We start from the raw sequence: 20,263 nt of genomic DNA on the forward strand, positions 1-20,263 counted from the left end.
TTTTGCTTTGGAATAAATGGATTTCTGTCCTTACACTTTATCCATTAACCCACGCCAAAAACTCCTCCTCACTCAACACCTGCACGCCTAATTCTGCCGCTTTGCTGAGTTTGGAACCTGCCGCTTCGCCGGCAATAACATAGTCGGTTTTGGCCGAAACACTGCCGCTGACTTTGGCACCGAGTTGTTGTAATAGCGCTTTGGCGTCGTTGCGTCCCATTTGGGAAAGTGTGCCGGTGAGCACCACAGTTTTGTCTTTGAATGGATTTTCTTTCGCTTCCTGCACGTCAACAGTTTCCCAGTGCACGCCTTGAGCGATGAGATCATTCACTACCGCAACATTGTGTTCTTCGCGCCAGAACACAAAAATGCGATTCGCGACCACTTCGCCCACATCAGGCACTTGTTGTAGCTGTTCTAAATCGGCATTTTGTAACGCTTCTAAGGTTTTGAAATGGTTTGCCAGATTTAATGCGGTGGCTTCACCCACATCACGAATACCCAACGCAAAGATAAAACGGGCGAGGGTCGTGTGTTTGGCTTTTTCTAAGCTGGCTAACGCATTTTCAGCCGATTTCGGCCCCATGCGTTCTAAGCGGGTGAGTGTGGTTAAATCTAACTTGAACAAATCTGCCGGGGTATGAACCAACTCGCGATCCACCAGTTGCTCAATCAGTTTGGCACCTACACCGTCAATGTCCATGGCTTTGCGTGAGACGAAATGTTTTAGTGCTTCTTTGCGTTGTGCCGCACAGAATAACCCGCCGGTGCAACGTGCCACCGCTTCGCCTTCAATGCGCACGATTAAGGAATCGCACACCGGACAGTGCGTTGGAAAGACAATTTGGCGCGCATTGGCCGGGCGGCGCTCATGTACGACGCCAATAATTTGTGGAATCACATCGCCGGCACGGCGAATAATCACCGTGTCGCCGATGGCAATATTCAGACGCTCGATCTCGTCGCCGTTATGTAAGGTCGCGTTACTTACCGTTACGCCGGCAACAAATACCGGTTGTAGTTTAGCCACAGGCGTGATGGCACCGGTGCGACCGACTTGGAATTCCACGTCATTTAATACTGTTAGTTCTTCTTGTGCAGGAAATTTGTAAGCGATTGCCCAACGCGGTGCTTTGGAAATAAAGCCCAGTCTTTGTTGCAATTCAATGTCATTGACTTTTAATACCGTGCCGTCAATGTCATAACCCAAGGAACTGCGTTTTTCCATCATAGTGCGGTAGAAATTCAGCACGTTTTCAATGCCATCGCATAAACGGATCTCGCTATTTACCGGCACGCCGATAGATTTCAACCATTGCAGGCGTTCAAAATGCGTCGGTGGTAAGTCTATCCCTTGGGTGACGCCGATGCTGTAAGCATTGAACACGAGCGGGCGCTGACTGGTGATTTTCGGATCCAATTGGCGTAAGGAACCAGCTGCCGCATTACGCGGGTTAGCAAAGGTTTTTTCGCCCTGTTCCAAGGCTCGTTCATTTAGGCGCTCAAACCCCTCGTGCGGCATAAACACCTCACCGCGCACTTCCAAGCGTGCTGGCGGATTGTCCGTTAGTAGCTGCAACGGAATGTTGCGAATGGTACGAATGTTTTGTGTGATGTCTTCGCCCGTTGTGCCATCGCCGCGCGTTGCTGCTTGGGTCAGCACACCATTCACATACAAAATACTGACCGCCAATCCGTCCAATTTAGGTTCGCAACAAAATGTTAATGGCTCGGGCACGAGGACTAAACGATCTTGAATGCGTTTCACGAAGGCCAGAAATTCCTCATCAGAAAAGGCGTTATCTAACGAGAGCATCGGAAGTTCATGTTTTATTTGCGCAAATTCCGACAACGGCCGCGCGCCCACACGTTGGGTCGGCGAATCGGCGGTGATCAGTTCGGGGTGTTGTTGTTCTAAGGCTTTGAGCTGATGAAAAAGGCGATCGTACTCGCTGTCGGGAATCTGCGGATCGTCTAACACATGATATTGATATTCGTGATAACGCAGAGTTTTTCTGAGATCGTCAATGTGTTGTTGGATTGAAGTTGTCATTGTTATTCCATAAAAATAATCGAAAAAACGACCGCACTTTTTCGGTGCTCAGTGAACCGAAAGTGCGGTCATTTTTGAAAACGTTTTTAAGCCGCCGAGATGGATTATGCTACCTTCGCGAGATATTCCTGTTCGGCGACATCGTTGAAAATTTCTTGTTTATCCGTGAGGACGAAACCGCCAAGTTCATCGGCCAAACTACGGGCGGCGCGAATCATGGTTTTCAGATTGACGATGTCATTGCCCGGTGAAGGTAATTGCATGAAAATGGCAATACCAACGGTGACCAGATTGTCCATGTCGTAAGGATTAAAGGTGCCGGGCTGCTGTAAATTCGCAACGCTGAACAATACAGGGCTGGCAGCGGTTAAATCCAAATGGCGATGATAAATATGCTGATCGCCAAAAATAAAGCCAAGGCCATCAAGTGCTTGTGCTAAGCGTCCACCGTTAAATTCACGATTTTCCGGCGCGACTACATATAACATAATGAAGTCAGGCGTACGTTGATTTTCTGAGACCGTTTCCCCCGCAGAGGTTGTTGATGGAGTAGTCGCCGTGTGTTGTTCATTTGCCTGGTTCAATGAAACGGTTGGAGTCACATATTCGTTTTCTGTTTGAAGCGAGTTTCTTTCAGATGGGGAAACTGTGCTTGGCTCGGCATAAGACGGTTCATCATAAGATTGGAACGATGTATTAGCTTGTACTGTCATCGGTTGAACAGGTTGCGTCGGTTGTTCATGAAAGGAATAGGACGCAGTTGATTCAACGTTATTCAATGTTGTGTTGGAGGTTCCATTCGGTAAGGTAATTTTAATTTCATCGACGGCACGCTCAATGGAATGAGGCTCGTTTATGCTTGGTGTGGCAGTAGCTTCAAAATCCAACGCTTGTTGTTGTGGAGGCGTTTCTTCGACAAAAGAATGCACCGGTTTGTCGGCGATCGGTGTTTCTGTTATCGGCTGTGCCGATTGCGGCGCATTAAAACGATTGGGTTGATGATTTTGTGAAAAAGTATTGGCGTTTTTGAAATATTGGGATTTCTCGCGACGGTTTGACCAAATGCCGTGCGCAATCAATGCTAATAGGGCGATAACCCCCAAGATAATCAAAATAGTATTTAAATCCATTGCCGACTCTCCCATCATGTAAAACTCATGTATAAGTGGGCGTAAGCTTATCATATTTTTACAAAATTGATGAGAGACAACGTTTGATTTTTTTCGCCGCACTTTGTATTCTGGGCCTCTTTTCCTTGGGGGAGAACGTGATGTTGAAAGAGCAAGAAATAAAAGCCGGTTTTGAATATTTTGTGATGGGCTGGCACTTAATTTTACAAAAGGGGTTACGCCGTTTTGTGATCCTGCCTATTTTATTAAACGTACTGTTGTTAGGTGGCTTATTTTGGATGTTTGTGAGTCAAATAGGCGGTTATATTGACGGCATTATGTCCTATGTTCCTGATTGGCTTGCGTGGCTGAGCGGCATTTTATTGCTGGCTTCCATTTTGATGATTTTAATCCTGTTTTACTTTATTTTTACGACGTTGTCGGGTTTTATCGCAGCACCGTTTAATGGCTTATTGGCAGAAAAAGTCGAAAAAATGCTGACAGGGGAAGATTTGCAGGAAATGTCTTTATGGGATTTTCTGAAAGATGTGCCTCGTATGTTAGGGCGTGAATGGCAAAAGTTGGTTTATAGTTTGCCTAAAATTATCGCCTTGTTTTTATTAGGTTTTGTGCCCTTACTCGGGCAAACTGTGGTTCCGATTGCCACTTTTGTATTTACGGCTTGGATGTTTGCAATTCAATATTGTGACTATCCTTTTGATAATCACAAGATTCCTTTTGACGTAATGAAAAATGAGTTGGCCATTAAGCGTAATGTAACCGTTACTTTCGGTGGTTTGGTTTCATTATGCACGTTTGTACCGATCGTGAATTTAGTGATTATTCCTGTCGCGGTGTGTGGTGCAACGGCAATGTGGGTGAATGAATATCGCCGTTTATTTAAGCGCTCTTCGCAAGACAAAACCGGCACGGAGATGAGCTTGCATCATGCTCATTCCGTTGGTGGACAAATCGTGACTAAATAGCTTTTAGTTATTATTTATAAAAAATAGCTATTTTTTTATTGTGAATTCTCGTGTTAAAACTAGCGCCATAAAATATTCCTTATGGTTTGGAGAACAGTATGACTATTTATAACGACAATTCTTATTCTATTGGCAATACGCCGTTGGTGCGTCTAAAACATTTTGGCAACGGCAATATCGTGGTAAAAATTGAGGGACGTAACCCAAGTTTTAGCGTGAAATGCCGTATCGGCGCGAACATGGTTTGGCAGGCAGAAAAAGACGGTTCTTTGACGAAAGATAAAGAAATCGTGGATGCGACCAGCGGGAATACCGGTATTGCTTTGGCCTATGTAGCAGCGGCACGCGGTTATAAAATTACGCTCACCATGCCGGAAACTATGAGCAATGAGCGTAAGCGTTTATTGCGCGGTTTGGGCGTGAATTTAGTGCTTACCGAAGGTGCTAAAGGCATGAAAGGCGCGATTGCCAAAGCAGAAGAAATTGTGGCATCTGATCCAAGTCGTTATGTGATGTTAAAACAGTTTGAAAATCCGGCAAACCCGGAAATTCACCGTAAAACCACCGGTCCAGAAATCTGGAAAGACACTGAAGGCAAAATTGATGTATTGGTTGCCGGCGTGGGTACTGGTGGTACCATCACCGGGATTTCCCGTGCCATTAAATTAGATCATGGTAAACAAATTATCTCTGTTGCCGTAGAACCGGCTGAATCACCGGTGATTACTCAAACTCTTGCCGGTGAAGAAGTTAAACCGGGTCCACACAAGATTCAAGGGATCGGCGCAGGCTTTATTCCGAAAAACCTCGATCTTTCCTTAATTGATCGAGTGGAAACGATTGATAGTGAAACGGCGATCGTGACTGCCCGTCGTTTGATGGCAGAAGAAGGGATTCTTGCCGGTATTTCTTCCGGTGCGGCTGTCGCTGCGGCTGATCGCTTGGCGAAACAGCCTGAATTTAAAGATAAACTGATTGTGGTGATTTTACCGTCTGCGGCAGAGCGTTATTTAAGTACCGCACTTTTTGACGGCATTGAAGTGTAATAAAGGAAAGCAAAATAATGTTTGGTAAAAAGCCTGTCATTTGACAGGCTTTTTTGTATGCCTTATTTACATCACTTAAGGGGCGAGGATTTGTTTAACCCGTTGTTGCAATGCCGGGATGACTTCTTGCACAAACCAAGGATTTTTAGCCAACCACAACTGATTGCGAGGGGAAGGATGCACGAGCGGCAAAAAGTGCGGTAGAAATATTCGGTAATTTTTTACGGTTTCTGTCACATTAAGTTTGTTCTGCGGCAGATAATATTTTTGTGCGTATTGTCCGATCAAGATGGTCAGTTCAATATGAGGTAAATCCGCCAGAATCTGTGAATGCCATTTTTCTGCAAAGCCTTTGCGAGGTGGCAGATCGCCTGATTTGCCTTTCCCCGGATAGTAAAAATCCATCGGAATCACCGCAAACAAGCCGGAGTGATAAAACACTTCACGATCGACACCCAACCATTCACGTAGGCGATCACCGCTTTGGTCATTCCAATACAAACGCGTTTGTTCTGCTTTGGTGCCAGGTGCTTGTCCGACAATGTTTATGCGGGCAGTTGTCGGGGCGGAGAATAGCGGCTCAATACCACGTTCGGTGAAGGAGCGATTTTGCGGATCGCACATAATGGCGTTTTTGATTTGGGGCAGCGTTGACATAATGGCGTTTTTAATAAAGTTTTTGTGTGGGATTAAAACTCAATAAACCGGGTTATCCGGCTTATTGAAGAAAAAGTGCGGTGGTTTTTTACGGTGTTTTCACGCTATTAATGTGGCACACATTGTTCTGCGAGAACTTCCCCAACACTGGTTTTTAAGGTGGAAACATCTTTGCGTTCTAACCACACCCAATGAATGTTGGCATAATTTCGCCCATTTTCCGCAATTGTCGGGCTTAGTTTATGGGTTACATTGTTAAACGTTAAACTGATGGAACGCGTTTTGTTTTTTTTGTGCTTGGTAGTGTGAAACACGATACGAACGATTTTGTCGTCCTTGCAAAGGTATTCCTTCATCTCCCCTTTTTGAGTGGCTTTTTGTAAAACCGGCTGTGGCGGTTTTTCGGAGGCTTTAGGTTCTATTGGCTTGGAGGTGCAAGCAGCAATACCCAGTAACATCAGTAATATAAAGCTCGCTCTTAACATAATGTGTACCCTTCTAAATGGAATAAGCGTAGTTTTGACTACGCTTATTGAATTTTACGGATTATTTTTTAAATTGGTAGCTACCGTCAGCTTGGCGAACAAAGCGTGCGCCATTGGAAAGGCGAAGCTCGTTAACACGACCTTGTGCATTGATAGTTACCTGAACTTTATCGCCCGGTTTGAAGCTACTTAGCGCGTTGCCGGCACCATTGGCTTTTATCATGGCATTCACATCAGCAATTGGCAAGTTGTTATTACGAAATACCTGCATTAACGAGACACCTTGTGGAACGACTAAAGTTTTGCTTCCTGCACTCGCATTAACTGTTTTAGTCGTTGCCGGTTTCGCTTCTAAAATTTCAACAACTTGTTTCTCGGTTTTCGCACTTTGAGCTTTTGCCGGTTGATTTTTAGGCTCAACTTTTTGTGGTTTTTCAGCCGTTTTTGTTTTCACCGGTTCCGGTTTTTTCACTGTTTCATGTGGTGTGCTTTGAGGTTTGACCATCTCTTGTGGTTTTGCCTGTTCCACGGTTTTTGGTTGTTCCGCCGGTTTATTTTCGGAAACCGAATTCATTGCTTGAGGTTCTGCTGCCGGGGTATTTGCCATCGGTTCATTGCTTTGTGCAGGAACAATATTTTCAGCGGTATTTGGCTGTGAAACGGCATTCGTTGGGTTATCCAATACCGTTGGCTCATTCACTTGTAATTGATCTAATTGTTGGAATTGAATCGGTACGTCATTGTTGCTTTGTTGCTCATAAGATTGCACTGTATCTGAACTTGGTTTCATCCATAAAATGAACATAAGTAGTAGCACAAGGGCCAAAATGGTGACAAAAAGACGACGATGTTTTTGCGGTAACATGGCTAACATTGGCCAAGTTTCAGGGTTCTTAAGGCTGACAGCCTGTTTTTCAGCGCTTTCTGCTTGCGGTTTTGTTTCATTTATTGCGGCATCAAGCACGGGTTCGACAACCACATTCGTGGTTTCGAGGGATGCTTCTTCTGCAATAATGGTTTCTTCAGATGACGTTGCACTTGCCACAGCTACATCTGCTAGGGCTGAATCACCAAATACCGGCTCTTTGCGGGTAGCAAATTGATTTTCTGTATTTTTTTGTTCTTTTTTAGCGAACATGCCTTTGGCTTTTTCAAAGAAGGACGGTTCCGGTTTTGTCGGTTTTTTCGGGGTGATTGGCTCCATTTGATTAAAACCTAAATCCAATTCATTTTGCGCCGGATTATTTTCATTTTCCGGGGTTATTTTTTCAGAATCCACAATATACCTCTGATTAACGAATGATGATCTGCCGTAAAGTGCGGTTGTTTTTCTCTGCGTTTTTTGGCTGATGAACGAAACGAGAAATCGAATCTATTACGACATAAATTGATAAGTAAAAATCGCGCCTATTTTAAAACATCTTTTGCTTTTTTGATACCGTCTTCTCAAGACGAATATAAGGTTTTATTCGGTTCTCCGCCGATTTCACGGGCAAGTTTCGGCACCAAATAGCCCGAGCTAATGCGTTGTAGCTCTTTATAAATTTTCAGGGCTTGGGCGTCATTAAGATAAAAATGCGTTGCCCCTTCGACCTTATCTAACAAATGCAAATAATAAGGCAAAATGCCCACTGAAAATAAGCGGTCACTCAATGTTTTCAGAATTAGTGCGTCATCATTCACATTTTTGAGTAAAACCGATTGGTTTAATAAAACGACTCCGTAATCCTTTAATTTCGCCATGGCATGGGCAAAATCCGCATCAATTTCATTGGCATGATTGACATGGGTGACCAAAATTTTTTGCAACCGGGTTTGCGCTAAAAGCCGACAAAATGTATCGGTTATCCGTTGTGGAATGACGACCGGCAAACGGGAATGAATACGGAGACGCTTTAAGTGCGGTATGTTTTCTAAGTGTTTTATCAGCCACTCGAGCTCATGATCTTTTGCCATCAGCGGATCGCCGCCGGAAAAAATTACTTCCTCAATTTCAGGGCGTTCTGCAATATATTGTAACGCTTTTTGCCAATTTTGTTTGGTGCCTTTGTTGTCTTGATAAGGAAAATGACGGCGGAAACAATAGCGACAATTCACCGCGCAACCCCCTTTTACCATAAATAACAAGCGATTATGGTATTTGTGCAAAATGTTGGAGACGACGTTTTTATCTTCTTGTTCTTCCAACGGATCTTTGCTAAATCCTTCGGCTTGTAAAAACTCATCCGCAGAAGACATGACTTGTAAAAACAAAGGATCCTTTGGATTGCCCTTTTCCATCTTTTCTACAAAAGGCAGCGGCACGCGCATGGCAAATAATTTGCGCGCTTCTATGTCTTGTTTGAAGGATTCAAGAGGGAGTTCGAGGTGTTGTAATAAAATTTTCGGATCGGAAATCCCGTTTGCCAAATGTGTTAGCCAACTTTGTTCTTCTCTAATCGGGATGTTTTGATGTAGAATAGCCACTTTTAAAAAACAATCTTTTTTTGAGGATAATATGGCTACATATACTACCAGTGATTTCAAACCAGGTCTAAAATTTATGCAAGACGGCGAGCCTTGCGTGATCGTTGAAAATGAATTCGTTAAACCCGGCAAAGGTCAAGCGTTCACCCGCACCCGTATTCGTAAATTAATTTCCGGCAAAGTATTGGACGTAAACTTCAAATCCGGTACTTCTGTTGAAGCTGCTGATGTAATGGATTTAAACTTAACTTATTCTTATAAAGACGATGCGTTCTGGTATTTCATGCACCCGGAAACATTTGAACAATATTCTGCAGATGCAAAAGCGGTAGGCGATGCAGAAAAATGGTTGTTAGACCAAGCAGATTGTATCGTTACCTTATGGAATGGTGCACCAATCACAGTAACTCCGCCAAACTTCGTTGAATTAGAAATCGTTGACACTGACCCAGGTCTTAAAGGTGATACTGCAGGTACTGGTGGTAAACCGGCAACCTTAAGCACCGGTGCAGTGGTGAAAGTGCCATTGTTCGTACAAATCGGTGAAGTGATTCGCGTTGATACCCGTTCCGGTGAATACGTTTCTCGTGTGAAATAATTTTTTCTTGCATAAAAATAGCCTACATGATGTAGGCTATTTTTTTATCTGAAATTTATCAAACCTGATATTTGCTTTTATCGCCAATATCAAAATGCAACGGCATGCGCCATTTTTGAATGCTTAATAACAAAATTAAAAGCCCGGTGACAAAGCACAATAGGCTGCTTAACCAAGTAATATTGAATAATAAGGCAAACCATAACACCGCAAAAAATATCGGTTGTAGATTTAAGGCAAAGACACGGAAACAAAAATATTCTTTATAACTTAATCCGCCGAGAACCAAAAATGCCGCACCGAGCGCCAGTTGTGGAAAACCTAACACTTGGCATAACAAGCCCACCCACATGGCAAATTGAAAAATATAACGGAAGTTTTTCATATATAAATGGACGCAAGCGGCACATAAGGTCGCTGCGATAAGCAAACCAACGTGTGCTGTTGCGGGATACCAAGGCAGCATAAACAACATTGGAACAGCAAGGACAAAGCCTAAACGATAAATGATTACTGTTGTGTAATCCCAACGATCCATAGGCGATTTAATATGTGGATCAGCCATTTTTTCTCCTTAATGTATCATTAATAAATTCGATTGAATGGGGCGTGACTTCTAAAAGGGAAGAGGTTTCTCCCCAATCACCCAGCACGATACGATGAAAGTGCGGTGGAATTTCATGGTGTTTTTGGCGATGCGTATGTCCGTGAATCATTTGCGTCACATGAAATTGCGCAAACATTTGCTGCACAAAATTGGCATTCACATCCATGATTTCCGTCGATTTTAATTGTTTATCTTGGCGGCTTTTAGCGCGAATTTTCTCTGCGATTTTTAACCGCACTTTTAACGGTAAATGTAAGAACAACCACTGGCGCCATTTTTGATGAACTTTTTTGCGATAGTGTTGATATTTCACGTCGTCCACGCAAAGGGTGTCGCCGTGACATAAAAGGGTGGGCGTGCCATATAAATCAATGACTTGATACGTTGGCAGTAACGTCAGCCCGCACGCATTAGCAAATTTTTTGCCAATCAAAAAATCCCGGTTACCGTGCTGAAAATAGCATGGCACGCCTTTTTCTGTCAGATGTCTGATGAGCTGTTGCACTTCGCTGATGAGATCGGATTGTTCATCATCGCCAATCCAAAAATCAAATAAATCGCCCAAAATATAGAGTTTTTCTGCTTCTGGCGCTTGTTCTTGCATAAATTGACGAAACAGGGCTAATAAGTGCGGTCGATTTTCGGAGAGATGTAAATCCGCAATAAAATAGGTTTTTTGCATAGAAATTCAATTAAAAAATTTTTGATTAGATTAGCACATTTCATCGTTATGAATACACTTAACGGGCTAATTTCGTTATACTTACGCAAATTTTAAGGGGCTTTATCATGCTAAAAATCGCCAGAATTTTCATCATTGTTATTTGTTGCATTCTTATTTGTATCCTCGGTACGCTTTATTCTTTCATTCGTTTCCGTAATCCGAGTAATGTGGGTGTTTTTGCCCGTTGGTTTGGTCGGTTACATCCACTCTTTGGTTTGAAAGTGGAACATCGTTTCCCGGCGAATGCCGATAAAGTTGGTCGCTGCATTTATATCGGCAACCATCAAAATAACTACGATATGGTGACCATTTCTTACATGGTCATGCCTCGTACAGTGAGCGTCGGCAAGAAGAGTCTGATTTGGGTGCCGTTTTTCGGTATTTTATATTGGGCAACGGGCAATATTTTTCTCGATCGTGATAACCGTTCTAAAGCGCATAACACCATGTCGGAATTGGCTCGTCGTATTAATGAAGATAATCTGTCCATTTGGATGTTCCCTGAAGGAACGCGTAGTCGCGGACGCGGGTTATTGCCGTTTAAAACCGGGGCATTCCACGCTGCGATTGCAGCCGGCGTACCCATTGTGCCGGTCGTTTGCTCTACAACCCACAATAAAATCGATTTAAACCGTTGGGATAATGGCACGGTGATTTGTGAAATGCTGGAACCTATTGATGTGTCCGGCTACAGCCGTGAAAATGTGCGTGAATTAGCGGAATATTGCCATGATGTGATGCAAAATCGCATTGCGGAATTGGATCGTGAAATCGCGCAAAAAGAAGTTGAACAGAAAAACGAGAATAAGCAGGCCTAAATGAAACATTGCTCCCGTCGTCAGCTACTCAAAACAACGTTATTTTCTACCGCACTTTTTGCTGTGCCGTCTCCATTATTGGCGGCAACACGCCCAGCTTTGAAAATTCCGCCACTCTTTGAAGTTCGACGGGGGAAGCCGATTTTTCTGAATATGCAAAATACCCAAGCACCGTTATTGCCAGGAAAACGTACCGAAGTGTGGGGTTTTAACGGCAGTTATTTAGGGCCAACCATTAAAATTAAGAAAGATGACTTTGCCAAACTGAATTGGAAAAATAATTTACCGCAATTTGTTGCGATGAATATCCAAGGGTTGCAGGCATCGGGCGAGCTTATTGGTGGTGTGGGTAAAAATTTACAAAAAGGTGAAACGTGGGCACCGATTATTCCGATCAATCAAGCCCCTGCAACCTGCTGGTATCATGCTTGCACCCTTGCCAATTCAGCGTATCAAACTTATCGTGGCTTGGTCGGCTTGTGGCTGATTGAGGACAAAGAGAGTGCCAAATTGGGATTGCCGCAGAAATATGGCGTGGATGACATTCCGTTAATCTTGCAAGATATGCAACTCAATAGTGATGGCGCACAACTTTTTCAGCAGAATCAAGGGGCTTTTCTTGGTGAACGATTGTTAATCAATGGGCAGGAGGCTCCTTATTTCAATGTACCGCGTGGTTTGGTGCGTTTACGCATTTTAAATGCGTCTCTTTCCCGCACTTATGAGCTTCGTTTTGAGGATGAGCGAGCGTTTACATTGATTGCACAAGATCTTGGTTTTTTACCACAAGGTAAAACCTTAAATGTGATTAAAGTCGCACCGAGTGAGCGCGTTGAGCTTTTAGTTGATTTGAATGACGGCGACAACGTTTCTCTCATCGTGGGGAAAAAACGTGATTTTATTGATAACATTCGTTATTTCTTTGGTTCAGAAGGAGAGTTAGTTGACAATACGGTTTTGGAACTACGTCCGGACGGCTTAGCCGGTGCATTCGCACAAAAAGAACAAACATGGCAATTTGTCACCGATGCGCCAAGTCTGTTATCTGCTAAAGTGCAACAGGAACGAGCATTTCATGTGGATATCACCAATGCCACCATTAACCGGAACCGTTTTGACCCGCGTCGTTTAGATGTGTCAGCAAAACTAGGCAGTGTTGAACGTTGGACGTTAACCGCGTCCGCAGCGGTAGGATTTGCATTGAGAGGCGCAAAATTTATTGTGGAATCCATTAACGGTAAAGCATTGGAAGAAAGCGAAATTGGCTGGAAAGACAGCGTGTTGATTAATGGCAAAGTGACTATTTTGGTAAAATTCGATAACACCTCCTCTAATAACTATCCCTTTACTTTTGGTGCTTCTGATTTAATGTTGGCGGATAAGGGTTGCATGGGATTAATGTTGGTGCAGTAAACAACATAAAAAGACGTAAAAAAAGAACCGCACTTCATATTCAAAAATAAAGTGCGGTTCTTTTTTAGAGCGATTTTCAGATTAACTTGCACGGCGTAGCAAACGCGGATAAATGCTGGAAATTAGGGTCGTACTGACGACGGCTAAAATGCCTAACCAAGAAAGCGGGCTGATGTTTTCGCCCAGTAATAATACAGCCAGCATAATGGCAAATACCGGCTCTAAGGAAACTAAAATACCGGCGAGATTGGAATCAACACTATTAATGCCTTTATTCCATAGATAATAAGCAAGCCAGCTACAACCGATTCCGATATACAGCAGGCCGGCGAGCCCCAGCCAGTTCCAATGAATTTCCCAGCTTTGAGTGAGCCATAGGGTGAATGGGAGACAAGTAATGGTGCCGAGCACGATGCTGCTGGTGGTGTAAACTTGCGCGGTCAATTGCACAATAATTCTTTGTGTCCAGCGCAGACAAGCTGCAAATACGATGCCGGCGAGTAATACTAAACTGCAACCGAAAAGGCTAATATTGCCGGTTTCTTCTCCCCCATAAATTAATAATACAACGCCTAAAAATGCAACGAGTCCAAAGATCCAATGATGTGTTTTGGCTTTGTCGCCGAAGAAAAAGTGTCCGATAAGTACTACGAGGAAAGGTTCTAAACCGAGCATTGTAGAGGCACTAGACGCTGATGTATGGCTTAATCCGATGAATTGTAAAAGGAAAATAGCCGGATAATTGAGAAACCCAAGCCACCACACTTGTGGGCGAACTGTTTTGGGAACGCGCTTCCAAACTCGTACAAACATCGGGAAAACAATAAAGCTGGCGATGATCAGACGCATTTGTACCATTAACACCGGATCTAGCATGGAATAGGTGTATTTGCCGGCAACAAAAGAGCTGCTCCATAAAAACAGCGCAATGAGAATGTAGCGCATAAGAAATCCTTGAGGAAGTAGATTAGAGATTATTGTAGTGCGCTTTTAGCGTAGCGTAAATGTGAAAGGCGTTTTATTTATGGTTTAAAAGTGCGGTCATAAAAAGGAATGTTTTTTGAAGATTGGGTTGCCCCGATCCAACTTAATATTTGACGATATGACCGTAGCCTTCGAGGATGTTTTTGATGTGCTCTAGGGATTCTTTCGTTGGCGGGTTTACTTCTTCCAATTCATATTTTTCCCCCATGGCTGCCCATTTATGTGCGCCAAGGCGGTGATAAGGAAGGAGTTCTACTTTTTCAATGTTTGTCATACCTTCGATAAATTGACCGAGTAAATGTACGTCATGGTCAGAATCTGTATAGCCCGGTACGACCACGTAGCGAATCCAAACCGGTTGGTTACGTTTTTGCAAATATTTGGCAAATTCAAGCGTGCGTTTGTTCGGTACGCCAATAAGATTTTGATGCACTTGATCGTTGAGTTCTTTCAAATCAAGCAAAACCAGATCCGTCACATCAATGAGTTCATCAATCACATGATCGTAATGACGCACAAAACCGTTAGTGTCTAAGCAGGTGCTGATGCCTTCTTTTTTACAGGCTTGGAACCAATCACGCACGAATTCTGCCTGTAAAATGGCTTCACCGCCGGATGCGGTCACACCACCGCCTGAAGCATTCATAAAATGACGATAGCTGACCACTTCTTTCATCAGTTCTTCCACCGTAACTTCTTTGCCACCATGCAAATCCCAAGTATCGCGGTTATGACAATACTTACAGCGCATTAAGCAGCCTTGCAAAAAGAGAATAAAACGAATGCCCGGGCCGTCAACGGTGCCACAGGATTCATAAGAGTGGATTCTTCCTACAACTGACATGTATTCCTCAATAATTCGTCACGTTATTCGTTAAAAGTGCGGTCGTTTTTGTAAATGTTTTTAATGACCTAGCTATGTTTACAAAATTGGGATGTCCCCAAAAAAATCAGACCGCTTACCTTACGGCAAGCGGCTGAAATATTAACACAGTTTTATCACCAAATTACATTGATTGTGTAAATGTACGGGTGATAACGTCTTGTTGTTGCTCTTTGGTTAACGAGTTGAAACGTACGGCATAACCGGAAACACGAATGGTTAATTGCGGATATTTCTCCGGATTTTCCATTGCGTCTAATAACATTTCACGGTTCATCACGTTAACGTTCAAGTGTTGACCGCCTTCCACTTCCGCTTCGTGGTGGAAGTAACCATCCATTAAGCCGGCAAGATTGCGTTTTTGTGCTTCGTATTCTTTACCTAACGCATTTGGCACGATAGAGAAGGTATAAGAAATACCGTCTTTCGCGTAAGCAAATGGTAGTTTAGCCACAGAAGTTAAAGACGCTACCGCACCTTTTTGGTCACGACCGTGCATTGGGTTTGCACCTGGTCCGAATGGTGCGCCAGAGCGACGACCGTCCGGTGTATTACCTGTTTTCTTACCATATACCACGTTAGAAGTGATAGTAAGCACGGATTGTGTCGGAGTCGCGTTGCGATAAGTTTTGTGGGTTTGAATTTTCTTCATGAAACGTTCAACTAAGTCGCATGCGATATCATCTACACGAGCATCGTTGTTACCGAATTGCGGATATTCGCCTTCGATTTCGAAGTCGGTTGCCACGTTAGAAGCCACAACATTACCGTTTTTATCTTTGATGTCGCCACGAATTGGTTTTACTTTCGCGTATTTGATTGCAGCTAAAGAGTCGGCTGCAACGGAAAGTCCTGCGATACCGCAAGCCATCGTACGGTAAACATCACGATCATGGAATGCCATTAATGCGGCTTCATAAGCATATTTGTCATGCATGAAGTGGATGATGTTTAATGCAGTCACATATTGTGTTGCCAACCAATCCATGAAACTGTCCATGCGGGTCATTACGGTGTCGAAATCAAGCACTTCATCTTTGATTGGCTCGGTTTTCGGACCGACTTGCATACCGTTTTTCTCATCGATACCGCCGTTGATTGCGTATAGCAAAGTTTTTGCCAAGTTCGCACGGGCACCGAAGAATTGCATTTGTTTACCGACCACCATTGGGGATACACAACAAGCAATCGCATAGTCATCGCTGTTGAAATCCGGACGCATTAAGTCGTCGTTTTCGTATTGTACGGAAGACGTATCAATAGATACTTTTGCACAGTAACGTTTGAATGCTTCAGGTAATTTTTCAGACCAAAGGATAGTTAAGTTTGGTTCCGGAGATGGGCCCATAGTGTAAAGGGTATGTAAAATACGGAAGCTGTTTTTGGTCACTAATGTACGACCGTCTAAGCCCATACCACCAAGGGTTTCGGTTGCCCACATTGGGTCGCCGGAGAATAATTGATCGTATTCAGGCGTACGTAAGAAACGCACCATACGAAGTTTCATGACTAAGTGGTCAATTAATTCTTGTGCTTCTTGTTCGGTGATTTTGCCGTTTTTCAAATCACGTTCGATGTAAATATCTAAGAAGGAAGAAATACGACCGAAAGACATTGCCGCACCGTTTTGTGATTTCACCGCTGCTAAGTAAGCAAAGTAAGTCCATTGAACCGCTTCTTGTGCGTTAGTCGCCGGGTTAGAAATATCGAAGCCATAAGAGGCGGCCATTTCTTTCATTTTGCCTAATGCACGATGTTGTTCAGCAATTTCTTCACGCAACTGAATAGTCGCTTGAATGTCTTCACCACGTTCTAATCTTGCTTGGAGTGAGTCGAATTGTTTTTTCTTATCGGCCATTAAATAGTCGATACCGTAAACGGCTAAACGACGATAGTCACCGATAATACGACCACGACCGTAAGCATCCGGCAAACCGGTTAACACGCCAGATTTACGGCAACGAAGGATATCCGGTGTATATACATCAAATACGCCTTGGTTATGGGTTTTACGATATTCAGTGAAAATATGTTCTACTTCAGGATCTAATTGACGGCCATAAACTTCACAAGAGCCTTTAACCATTTTGATACCGCCGTATGGCATAATGGCACGTTTTAATGGGGCATCAGTTTGAAGACCAACGATTTTTTCTAATTCTTTGTTGATATAGCCAGGTTTGTGAGAAGTGATGGTTGATGGGTTGTCTGTGTCAAAATCTAACGGCTCGTGCGTTTTGTTTTCGATTTTGATGCCTTCCATGACTTTATCCCACAACGCAGTTGTTGCAGGGGTTGCATCGGCTAAGAAAGATTCATCACCTTCATATGGTGTATAGTTTTTTTGGATAAAGTCACGCACGTTGACTTCATTTTGCCAGTCACCACCGACAAAACCTTCCCAAGCCTTTTGTTGAGCTTCTGTTAATTGAGTCATAACATTCCTCTTTTAGATTATTGATAAAAATAAACCTGTTTAGGAAGGAAACAAACAACTTGCGTTTCCTTCCTTTTGTGAACCGATTAATGAGGTCGGTTGATTGACCATAAGGCCAATCCAATACAACAACCACCGCCAACAATGTTCCCCAATGTCACCGGAATTAAATTTTTCACCACAAAATGATAAAGATCTAAATCCGCGAATTGTTGAGGATCGATATTAATTGCTTGCCAAAATTCCGGGGCGCTAAAGTGTGCAGTCATAATCCCCATTGGGATCATAAACATGTTTGCTACACTGTGCTCGAATCCTGACGCAACAAACAAAGCAATAGGTAAAATCATAATGAATGCTTTATCTGTCAATGTTTTTCCTGCGTAGGTCATCCAAATGGCAATACACACCATCACGTTACACAAAATCCCCAAACAAAAAGCTTCAAACCATGAATGGTGAATCTTATGTTGAGCAGTCGTCAAAATGGTGAGCCCCCACTGCCCATTGGCTGCCATTGTTTGACCAGCAAACCAAATAAGAAAAACAATAAAAAGTGCGCCAACGAAATTGCCGAAATAAACCACAATCCAATTTCGCAGCATTTGAAAACTACTAATTCGTCCGCTTGCACGGGCGACCATTGTCATCGTGGAAGATGTAAATAACTCTGAACCACAGACAACAACCATAATCACACCAAGAGAGAACACAATCCCGCCGACCAGTTTGGTTAACCCCCACGAAGCACCGACATTTCCTGTTTGTGTTGTGGTGTAAAAAACAAATGCTAAAGCAATAAATGCGCCCGCCGGAATTGCAGAGAAAAAGGATAAAATTCGTTTCTTAGTGGCCTTATAAACGCCGACATCCTCGCCAATTTGGCTCATTTCCGCCGGAGAGACCATACAAGTTGTTTTAGACGTTTCGGTATTCATTTCAGAATTCCCTTTCATTATTTGCCCCCTAAATACCGCCATTCACAACGTTGTATTACAAGGAAAGACCTAGAAACTTAAAAAAATTTGAAAATTTATAAGCTTTGTTAATTATATTTTCTTTCCCCCGCAAAGTAAAAATATTTCTCCTTTTTAATGCGAGAATTTTGTTCTTTGTCAATAATTAGATCGGTGTAATAAACAGCCTTTCTCGATGACATCAAAGATGGTCTGATAAATTGCTATTTTAGTGGTTTTCTGTTAAAAAGTGCGGTCACAAAACGCAATATTTTTTAAGGAGAAAATCATGGCAGCAGAAACTATTTTCAGCAAAATTATCCGCAAAGAAATTCCTGCGAATATCGTTTATCAAGATGAACTTGTCACCGCATTTCGCGATATTGCACCACAAGCCAAAACCCATATTTTAATCATTCCAAACAAGCTCATTCCAACTGTAAACGATGTGACCGAACAAGATGAAGTGACCTTAGGTCGTCTGTTCACGGTTGCGGCTAAACTTGCTGCACAAGAAGGCATTGCGCAAGACGGTTATCGTTTGATTGTCAACTGCAACAAACACGGCGGACAAGAAGTGTTCCATTTACATATGCATCTCGTTGGCGGTGAGCCTTTAGGTAAGATGTTGGATAAATAATGAAAAAGTGTATTTCTCTCTTTTTTTTGACCGCACTTTTAGCGGGATGTAGCGCAAAGGTGCCAACCTTATTAAATACGCAAAGCCCGATTTTAAATATTGAAGCCCCTGCGGCAGAAAGACTGGAAGCGAGTGTTGATCGTGACAGTGCTTGGGTCAAAAATAAAACCGAACAGACGGTCAACTTGGCTTACCGCCTGTTTTGGTATGACAAACACGGCGTGACCGTGACTGCTGAAGAGCCTGTTATTTGGCATAGGTTGGCGTTGCAACCGCTGCAAAAACAACCGCTCACATTGGCTCGACCAACGGCGGATAGCGTCAATTACCGCTTATATCTTCGCTTGAACTAAAATGTCTACACTATTCATTGACTTAGCCGGTTACGAGCTGGAACAAGAAGAAATTGAATTATTGAAACACCCGCTCGTGGCGGGATTGATTCTCTTTACCCGTAATTTTCACGACCGTGCGCAATTACAAGCATTGATTCAATCTGTGCGACAAAAGGTGAAAAAGCCCTTGTTGATTACGGTGGATCAAGAAGGTGGCAGAGTACAGCGTTTTCGTGACGGCTTCACCCAACTTCCTGCAATGCAGGCGTTTTCCGCACTGATTGAAGATCCGATTGCACAACAAAAAATGGCATTTGAAGCCGGATGGCAAATGGCGGCAGAAATGACCGCACTTGATATTGATTTGAGCTTTGCACCCGTGTTGGATCTTGGACATCAATGTAAAGCCATCGGCGATCGCAGTTTTGGTTGCGAGATAAAAAGTGCGGTGGATTTGGCGGCTAATTTTATTCGCGGTATGCATCAAGCCGGCATGGCTGCAACGGGAAAACATTTTCCTGGGCATGGTCATGTGATTGCCGATTCTCATTTGGAAACGCCTTATGACGAACGGAGCCAAGAAGATATTTTCAATCAGGACATTCAACCGTTCCAACAACTTATCGAACAAAATCTTCTGCAAGCCATCATGCCGGCACATGTGATTTATTCCCAATGTGACAGCCAACCCGCAAGTGGTTCTAAATTTTGGTTACAAGACATCTTGCGTGCTCAATTGAATTTCAGCGGCGCCATTTTCTCTGACGATCTCGGCATGAAAGGGGCTGGATTCATGGGCGATTTTGTGGCGCGTAGCGAACAAGCGCTGAGCGCCGGCTGTGATTTGTTGTTACTTTGCAATGAGCGGGGCGGTGTTATCCAAGTTTTAGACAATTTAAAACTCTCAGAAAAACAATCGCACTTTTTGTTGCGCCAAAAGCGCCTACAAAGCCTATTCAAACGCAAAAAACTGACTTGGCCGGAACTGGAATGTGCCCCCCGTTGGTTGGAAAATCGTCAAAAACTAACTGCACTTCAACAGCAATGGCTGGCAGCGAAAAATTAA

Annotated in this window: 20 protein-coding genes; 8 read left to right on the forward strand and 12 right to left on the reverse strand. The window is 43.3% G+C overall.

What is annotated here, in order from left to right:
• Positions 1-37: 37 nt before the first annotated feature.
• Both ligA and zipA read right to left on the reverse strand, forming a co-directional pair.
• The gene (gene ligA / locus LQ983_RS07405; RefSeq protein ID WP_230622210.1) at positions 38-2,053 is read right to left on the reverse strand and encodes an NAD-dependent DNA ligase LigA; all 2,016 of its coding nucleotides are present in this window, start codon (positions 2,051-2,053) and stop codon (positions 38-40) included.
• Positions 2,054-2,157: 104 nt separating this feature from the next.
• On the reverse strand, positions 2,158-3,183 hold the full coding sequence (gene zipA, locus LQ983_RS07410; protein ID WP_230622211.1) for a cell division protein ZipA: 1,026 nt from the start codon (positions 3,181-3,183) through the stop codon (positions 2,158-2,160).
• A 140-nt stretch (positions 3,184-3,323) separates the two neighbouring features.
• Here zipA and cysZ point away from each other — a divergent pair, with 140 nt between their 5' ends.
• The gene (gene cysZ, locus LQ983_RS07415; RefSeq protein WP_032997972.1) at positions 3,324-4,148 is read left to right on the forward strand and encodes a sulfate transporter CysZ; all 825 of its coding nucleotides are present in this window, start codon (positions 3,324-3,326) and stop codon (positions 4,146-4,148) included.
• A 98-nt stretch (positions 4,149-4,246) separates the two neighbouring features.
• Entirely contained in the window at positions 4,247-5,194 is a 948-nt protein-coding gene (gene cysK, locus LQ983_RS07420; RefSeq protein WP_006719223.1) for a cysteine synthase A, read from the forward strand.
• A gap of 75 nt (positions 5,195-5,269) precedes the next feature.
• On the opposite strand, the gene LQ983_RS07425 is transcribed toward cysK, so the two are convergent.
• The 4 genes from LQ983_RS07425 to epmB form a co-directional block, all read right to left on the reverse strand.
• Positions 5,270-5,851, reverse strand: coding sequence for a uracil-DNA glycosylase family protein (locus tag LQ983_RS07425; RefSeq protein WP_006719222.1), 582 nt, complete (start codon positions 5,849-5,851; stop codon positions 5,270-5,272).
• A gap of 107 nt (positions 5,852-5,958) precedes the next feature.
• A complete protein-coding gene (locus tag LQ983_RS07430; protein ID WP_006719221.1) occupies positions 5,959-6,336 on the reverse strand; it encodes an MliC family protein in 378 nt (125 codons plus the stop codon).
• 61 nt (positions 6,337-6,397) lie between these two features.
• Positions 6,398-7,615, reverse strand: a complete 1,218-nt coding sequence (oapA, locus tag LQ983_RS07435) for an opacity-associated protein OapA (protein WP_230622212.1) — start codon at positions 7,613-7,615, stop codon at positions 6,398-6,400.
• 167 nt (positions 7,616-7,782) lie between these two features.
• Positions 7,783-8,802 carry an EF-P beta-lysylation protein EpmB gene (gene epmB / locus LQ983_RS07440; protein ID WP_230622213.1) on the reverse strand — a complete coding sequence of 340 codons (1,020 nt, stop codon included), beginning with the start codon at positions 8,800-8,802 and terminating at the stop codon, positions 7,783-7,785.
• 31 nt (positions 8,803-8,833) lie between these two features.
• On the opposite strand from epmB, the gene efp reads away from it, so the two are divergent.
• On the forward strand, positions 8,834-9,400 hold the full coding sequence (efp, locus tag LQ983_RS07445; RefSeq protein WP_005544066.1) for an elongation factor P: 567 nt from the start codon (positions 8,834-8,836) through the stop codon (positions 9,398-9,400).
• Positions 9,401-9,458: 58 nt separating this feature from the next.
• Here efp and LQ983_RS07450 read toward each other — a convergent pair whose 3' ends face one another.
• Positions 9,459-9,965, reverse strand: coding sequence for a DUF2301 domain-containing membrane protein (locus LQ983_RS07450; protein ID WP_230622214.1), 507 nt, complete (start codon positions 9,963-9,965; stop codon positions 9,459-9,461).
• Positions 9,958-10,689 carry a UDP-2,3-diacylglucosamine diphosphatase gene (gene lpxH / locus LQ983_RS07455; protein WP_230622215.1) on the reverse strand — a complete coding sequence of 244 codons (732 nt, stop codon included), beginning with the start codon at positions 10,687-10,689 and terminating at the stop codon, positions 9,958-9,960. Before lpxH ends, LQ983_RS07450 begins: the two co-directional genes overlap by 8 nt.
• Before the next feature lie 107 nt (positions 10,690-10,796).
• Between lpxH and LQ983_RS07460 the strand changes: the two genes are divergently transcribed.
• Together LQ983_RS07460 and LQ983_RS07465 are read left to right on the forward strand one after the other, a co-directional pair.
• Positions 10,797-11,549: a 1-acylglycerol-3-phosphate O-acyltransferase gene (locus LQ983_RS07460; RefSeq protein ID WP_230622216.1), complete on the forward strand. Its 753-nt coding sequence runs from the start codon at positions 10,797-10,799 to the stop codon at positions 11,547-11,549.
• The gene (locus tag LQ983_RS07465; protein WP_230622217.1) at positions 11,550-12,962 is read left to right on the forward strand and encodes a multicopper oxidase domain-containing protein; all 1,413 of its coding nucleotides are present in this window, start codon (positions 11,550-11,552) and stop codon (positions 12,960-12,962) included.
• An 81-nt stretch (positions 12,963-13,043) separates the two neighbouring features.
• On the opposite strand, the gene LQ983_RS07470 is transcribed toward LQ983_RS07465, so the two are convergent.
• From LQ983_RS07470 to focA, 4 genes are all read right to left on the reverse strand, one after another.
• Complete coding sequence (locus tag LQ983_RS07470; RefSeq protein ID WP_111295306.1) at positions 13,044-13,907, reverse strand: DMT family transporter; 864 nt, start codon at positions 13,905-13,907, stop codon at positions 13,044-13,046.
• Between the two features lie 142 nt (positions 13,908-14,049).
• Entirely contained in the window at positions 14,050-14,790 is a 741-nt protein-coding gene (gene pflA, locus LQ983_RS07475) for a pyruvate formate lyase 1-activating protein (protein WP_230622218.1), read from the reverse strand.
• 163 nt (positions 14,791-14,953) lie between these two features.
• Positions 14,954-17,266, reverse strand: a complete 2,313-nt coding sequence (gene pflB, locus LQ983_RS07480) for a formate C-acetyltransferase (RefSeq protein WP_111305224.1) — start codon at positions 17,264-17,266, stop codon at positions 14,954-14,956.
• Positions 17,267-17,352: 86 nt separating this feature from the next.
• Entirely contained in the window at positions 17,353-18,204 is an 852-nt protein-coding gene (gene focA / locus LQ983_RS07485) for a formate transporter FocA (RefSeq protein WP_230622631.1), read from the reverse strand.
• A 307-nt stretch (positions 18,205-18,511) separates the two neighbouring features.
• Between focA and hinT the strand changes: the two genes are divergently transcribed.
• From hinT to nagZ, 3 genes are read left to right on the forward strand one after another with little or no spacing between them, the layout of a single operon-like run.
• Positions 18,512-18,862, forward strand: a complete 351-nt coding sequence (hinT, locus tag LQ983_RS07490; RefSeq protein WP_032997967.1) for a purine nucleoside phosphoramidase — start codon at positions 18,512-18,514, stop codon at positions 18,860-18,862.
• On the forward strand, positions 18,862-19,215 hold the full coding sequence (locus LQ983_RS07495; RefSeq protein ID WP_230622219.1) for a YcfL family protein: 354 nt from the start codon (positions 18,862-18,864) through the stop codon (positions 19,213-19,215). The genes hinT and LQ983_RS07495 overlap by 1 nt, the downstream gene beginning before the upstream one ends.
• 1 nt (position 19,216) lies before the next feature.
• The gene (gene nagZ, locus LQ983_RS07500) at positions 19,217-20,263 is read left to right on the forward strand and encodes a beta-N-acetylhexosaminidase (protein WP_230622220.1); all 1,047 of its coding nucleotides are present in this window, start codon (positions 19,217-19,219) and stop codon (positions 20,261-20,263) included.

Source organism: Aggregatibacter sp. Marseille-P9115 (genome assembly GCF_920939465.1).
Classification (GTDB): domain Bacteria; phylum Pseudomonadota; class Gammaproteobacteria; order Enterobacterales; family Pasteurellaceae; genus Aggregatibacter; species Aggregatibacter segnis_B.

Coding starts and splice junctions, on each gene's coding strand:
- ligA (WP_230622210.1), bottom strand. CDS start 2,053: ATGACAACTTCAATCCAACAACACATTGACGATCTCAGAAAAACTCTG.
- zipA (WP_230622211.1), bottom strand. CDS start 3,183: ATGGATTTAAATACTATTTTGATTATCTTGGGGGTTATCGCCCTATTA.
- cysZ (WP_032997972.1), top strand. CDS start 3,324: ATGTTGAAAGAGCAAGAAATAAAAGCCGGTTTTGAATATTTTGTGATG.
- cysK (WP_006719223.1), top strand. CDS start 4,247: ATGACTATTTATAACGACAATTCTTATTCTATTGGCAATACGCCGTTG.
- LQ983_RS07425 (WP_006719222.1), bottom strand. CDS start 5,851: ATGTCAACGCTGCCCCAAATCAAAAACGCCATTATGTGCGATCCGCAA.
- LQ983_RS07430 (WP_006719221.1), bottom strand. CDS start 6,336: ATGTTAAGAGCGAGCTTTATATTACTGATGTTACTGGGTATTGCTGCT.
- efp (WP_005544066.1), top strand. CDS start 8,834: ATGGCTACATATACTACCAGTGATTTCAAACCAGGTCTAAAATTTATG.
- LQ983_RS07450 (WP_230622214.1), bottom strand. CDS start 9,965: ATGGCTGATCCACATATTAAATCGCCTATGGATCGTTGGGATTACACA.
- lpxH (WP_230622215.1), bottom strand. CDS start 10,689: ATGCAAAAAACCTATTTTATTGCGGATTTACATCTCTCCGAAAATCGA.
- LQ983_RS07460 (WP_230622216.1), top strand. CDS start 10,797: ATGCTAAAAATCGCCAGAATTTTCATCATTGTTATTTGTTGCATTCTT.
- LQ983_RS07465 (WP_230622217.1), top strand. CDS start 11,550: ATGAAACATTGCTCCCGTCGTCAGCTACTCAAAACAACGTTATTTTCT.
- LQ983_RS07470 (WP_111295306.1), bottom strand. CDS start 13,907: ATGCGCTACATTCTCATTGCGCTGTTTTTATGGAGCAGCTCTTTTGTT.
- pflA (WP_230622218.1), bottom strand. CDS start 14,790: ATGTCAGTTGTAGGAAGAATCCACTCTTATGAATCCTGTGGCACCGTT.
- pflB (WP_111305224.1), bottom strand. CDS start 17,266: ATGACTCAATTAACAGAAGCTCAACAAAAGGCTTGGGAAGGTTTTGTC.
- focA (WP_230622631.1), bottom strand. CDS start 18,204: ATGAATACCGAAACGTCTAAAACAACTTGTATGGTCTCTCCGGCGGAA.
- hinT (WP_032997967.1), top strand. CDS start 18,512: ATGGCAGCAGAAACTATTTTCAGCAAAATTATCCGCAAAGAAATTCCT.
- LQ983_RS07495 (WP_230622219.1), top strand. CDS start 18,862: ATGAAAAAGTGTATTTCTCTCTTTTTTTTGACCGCACTTTTAGCGGGA.
- nagZ (WP_230622220.1), top strand. CDS start 19,217: ATGTCTACACTATTCATTGACTTAGCCGGTTACGAGCTGGAACAAGAA.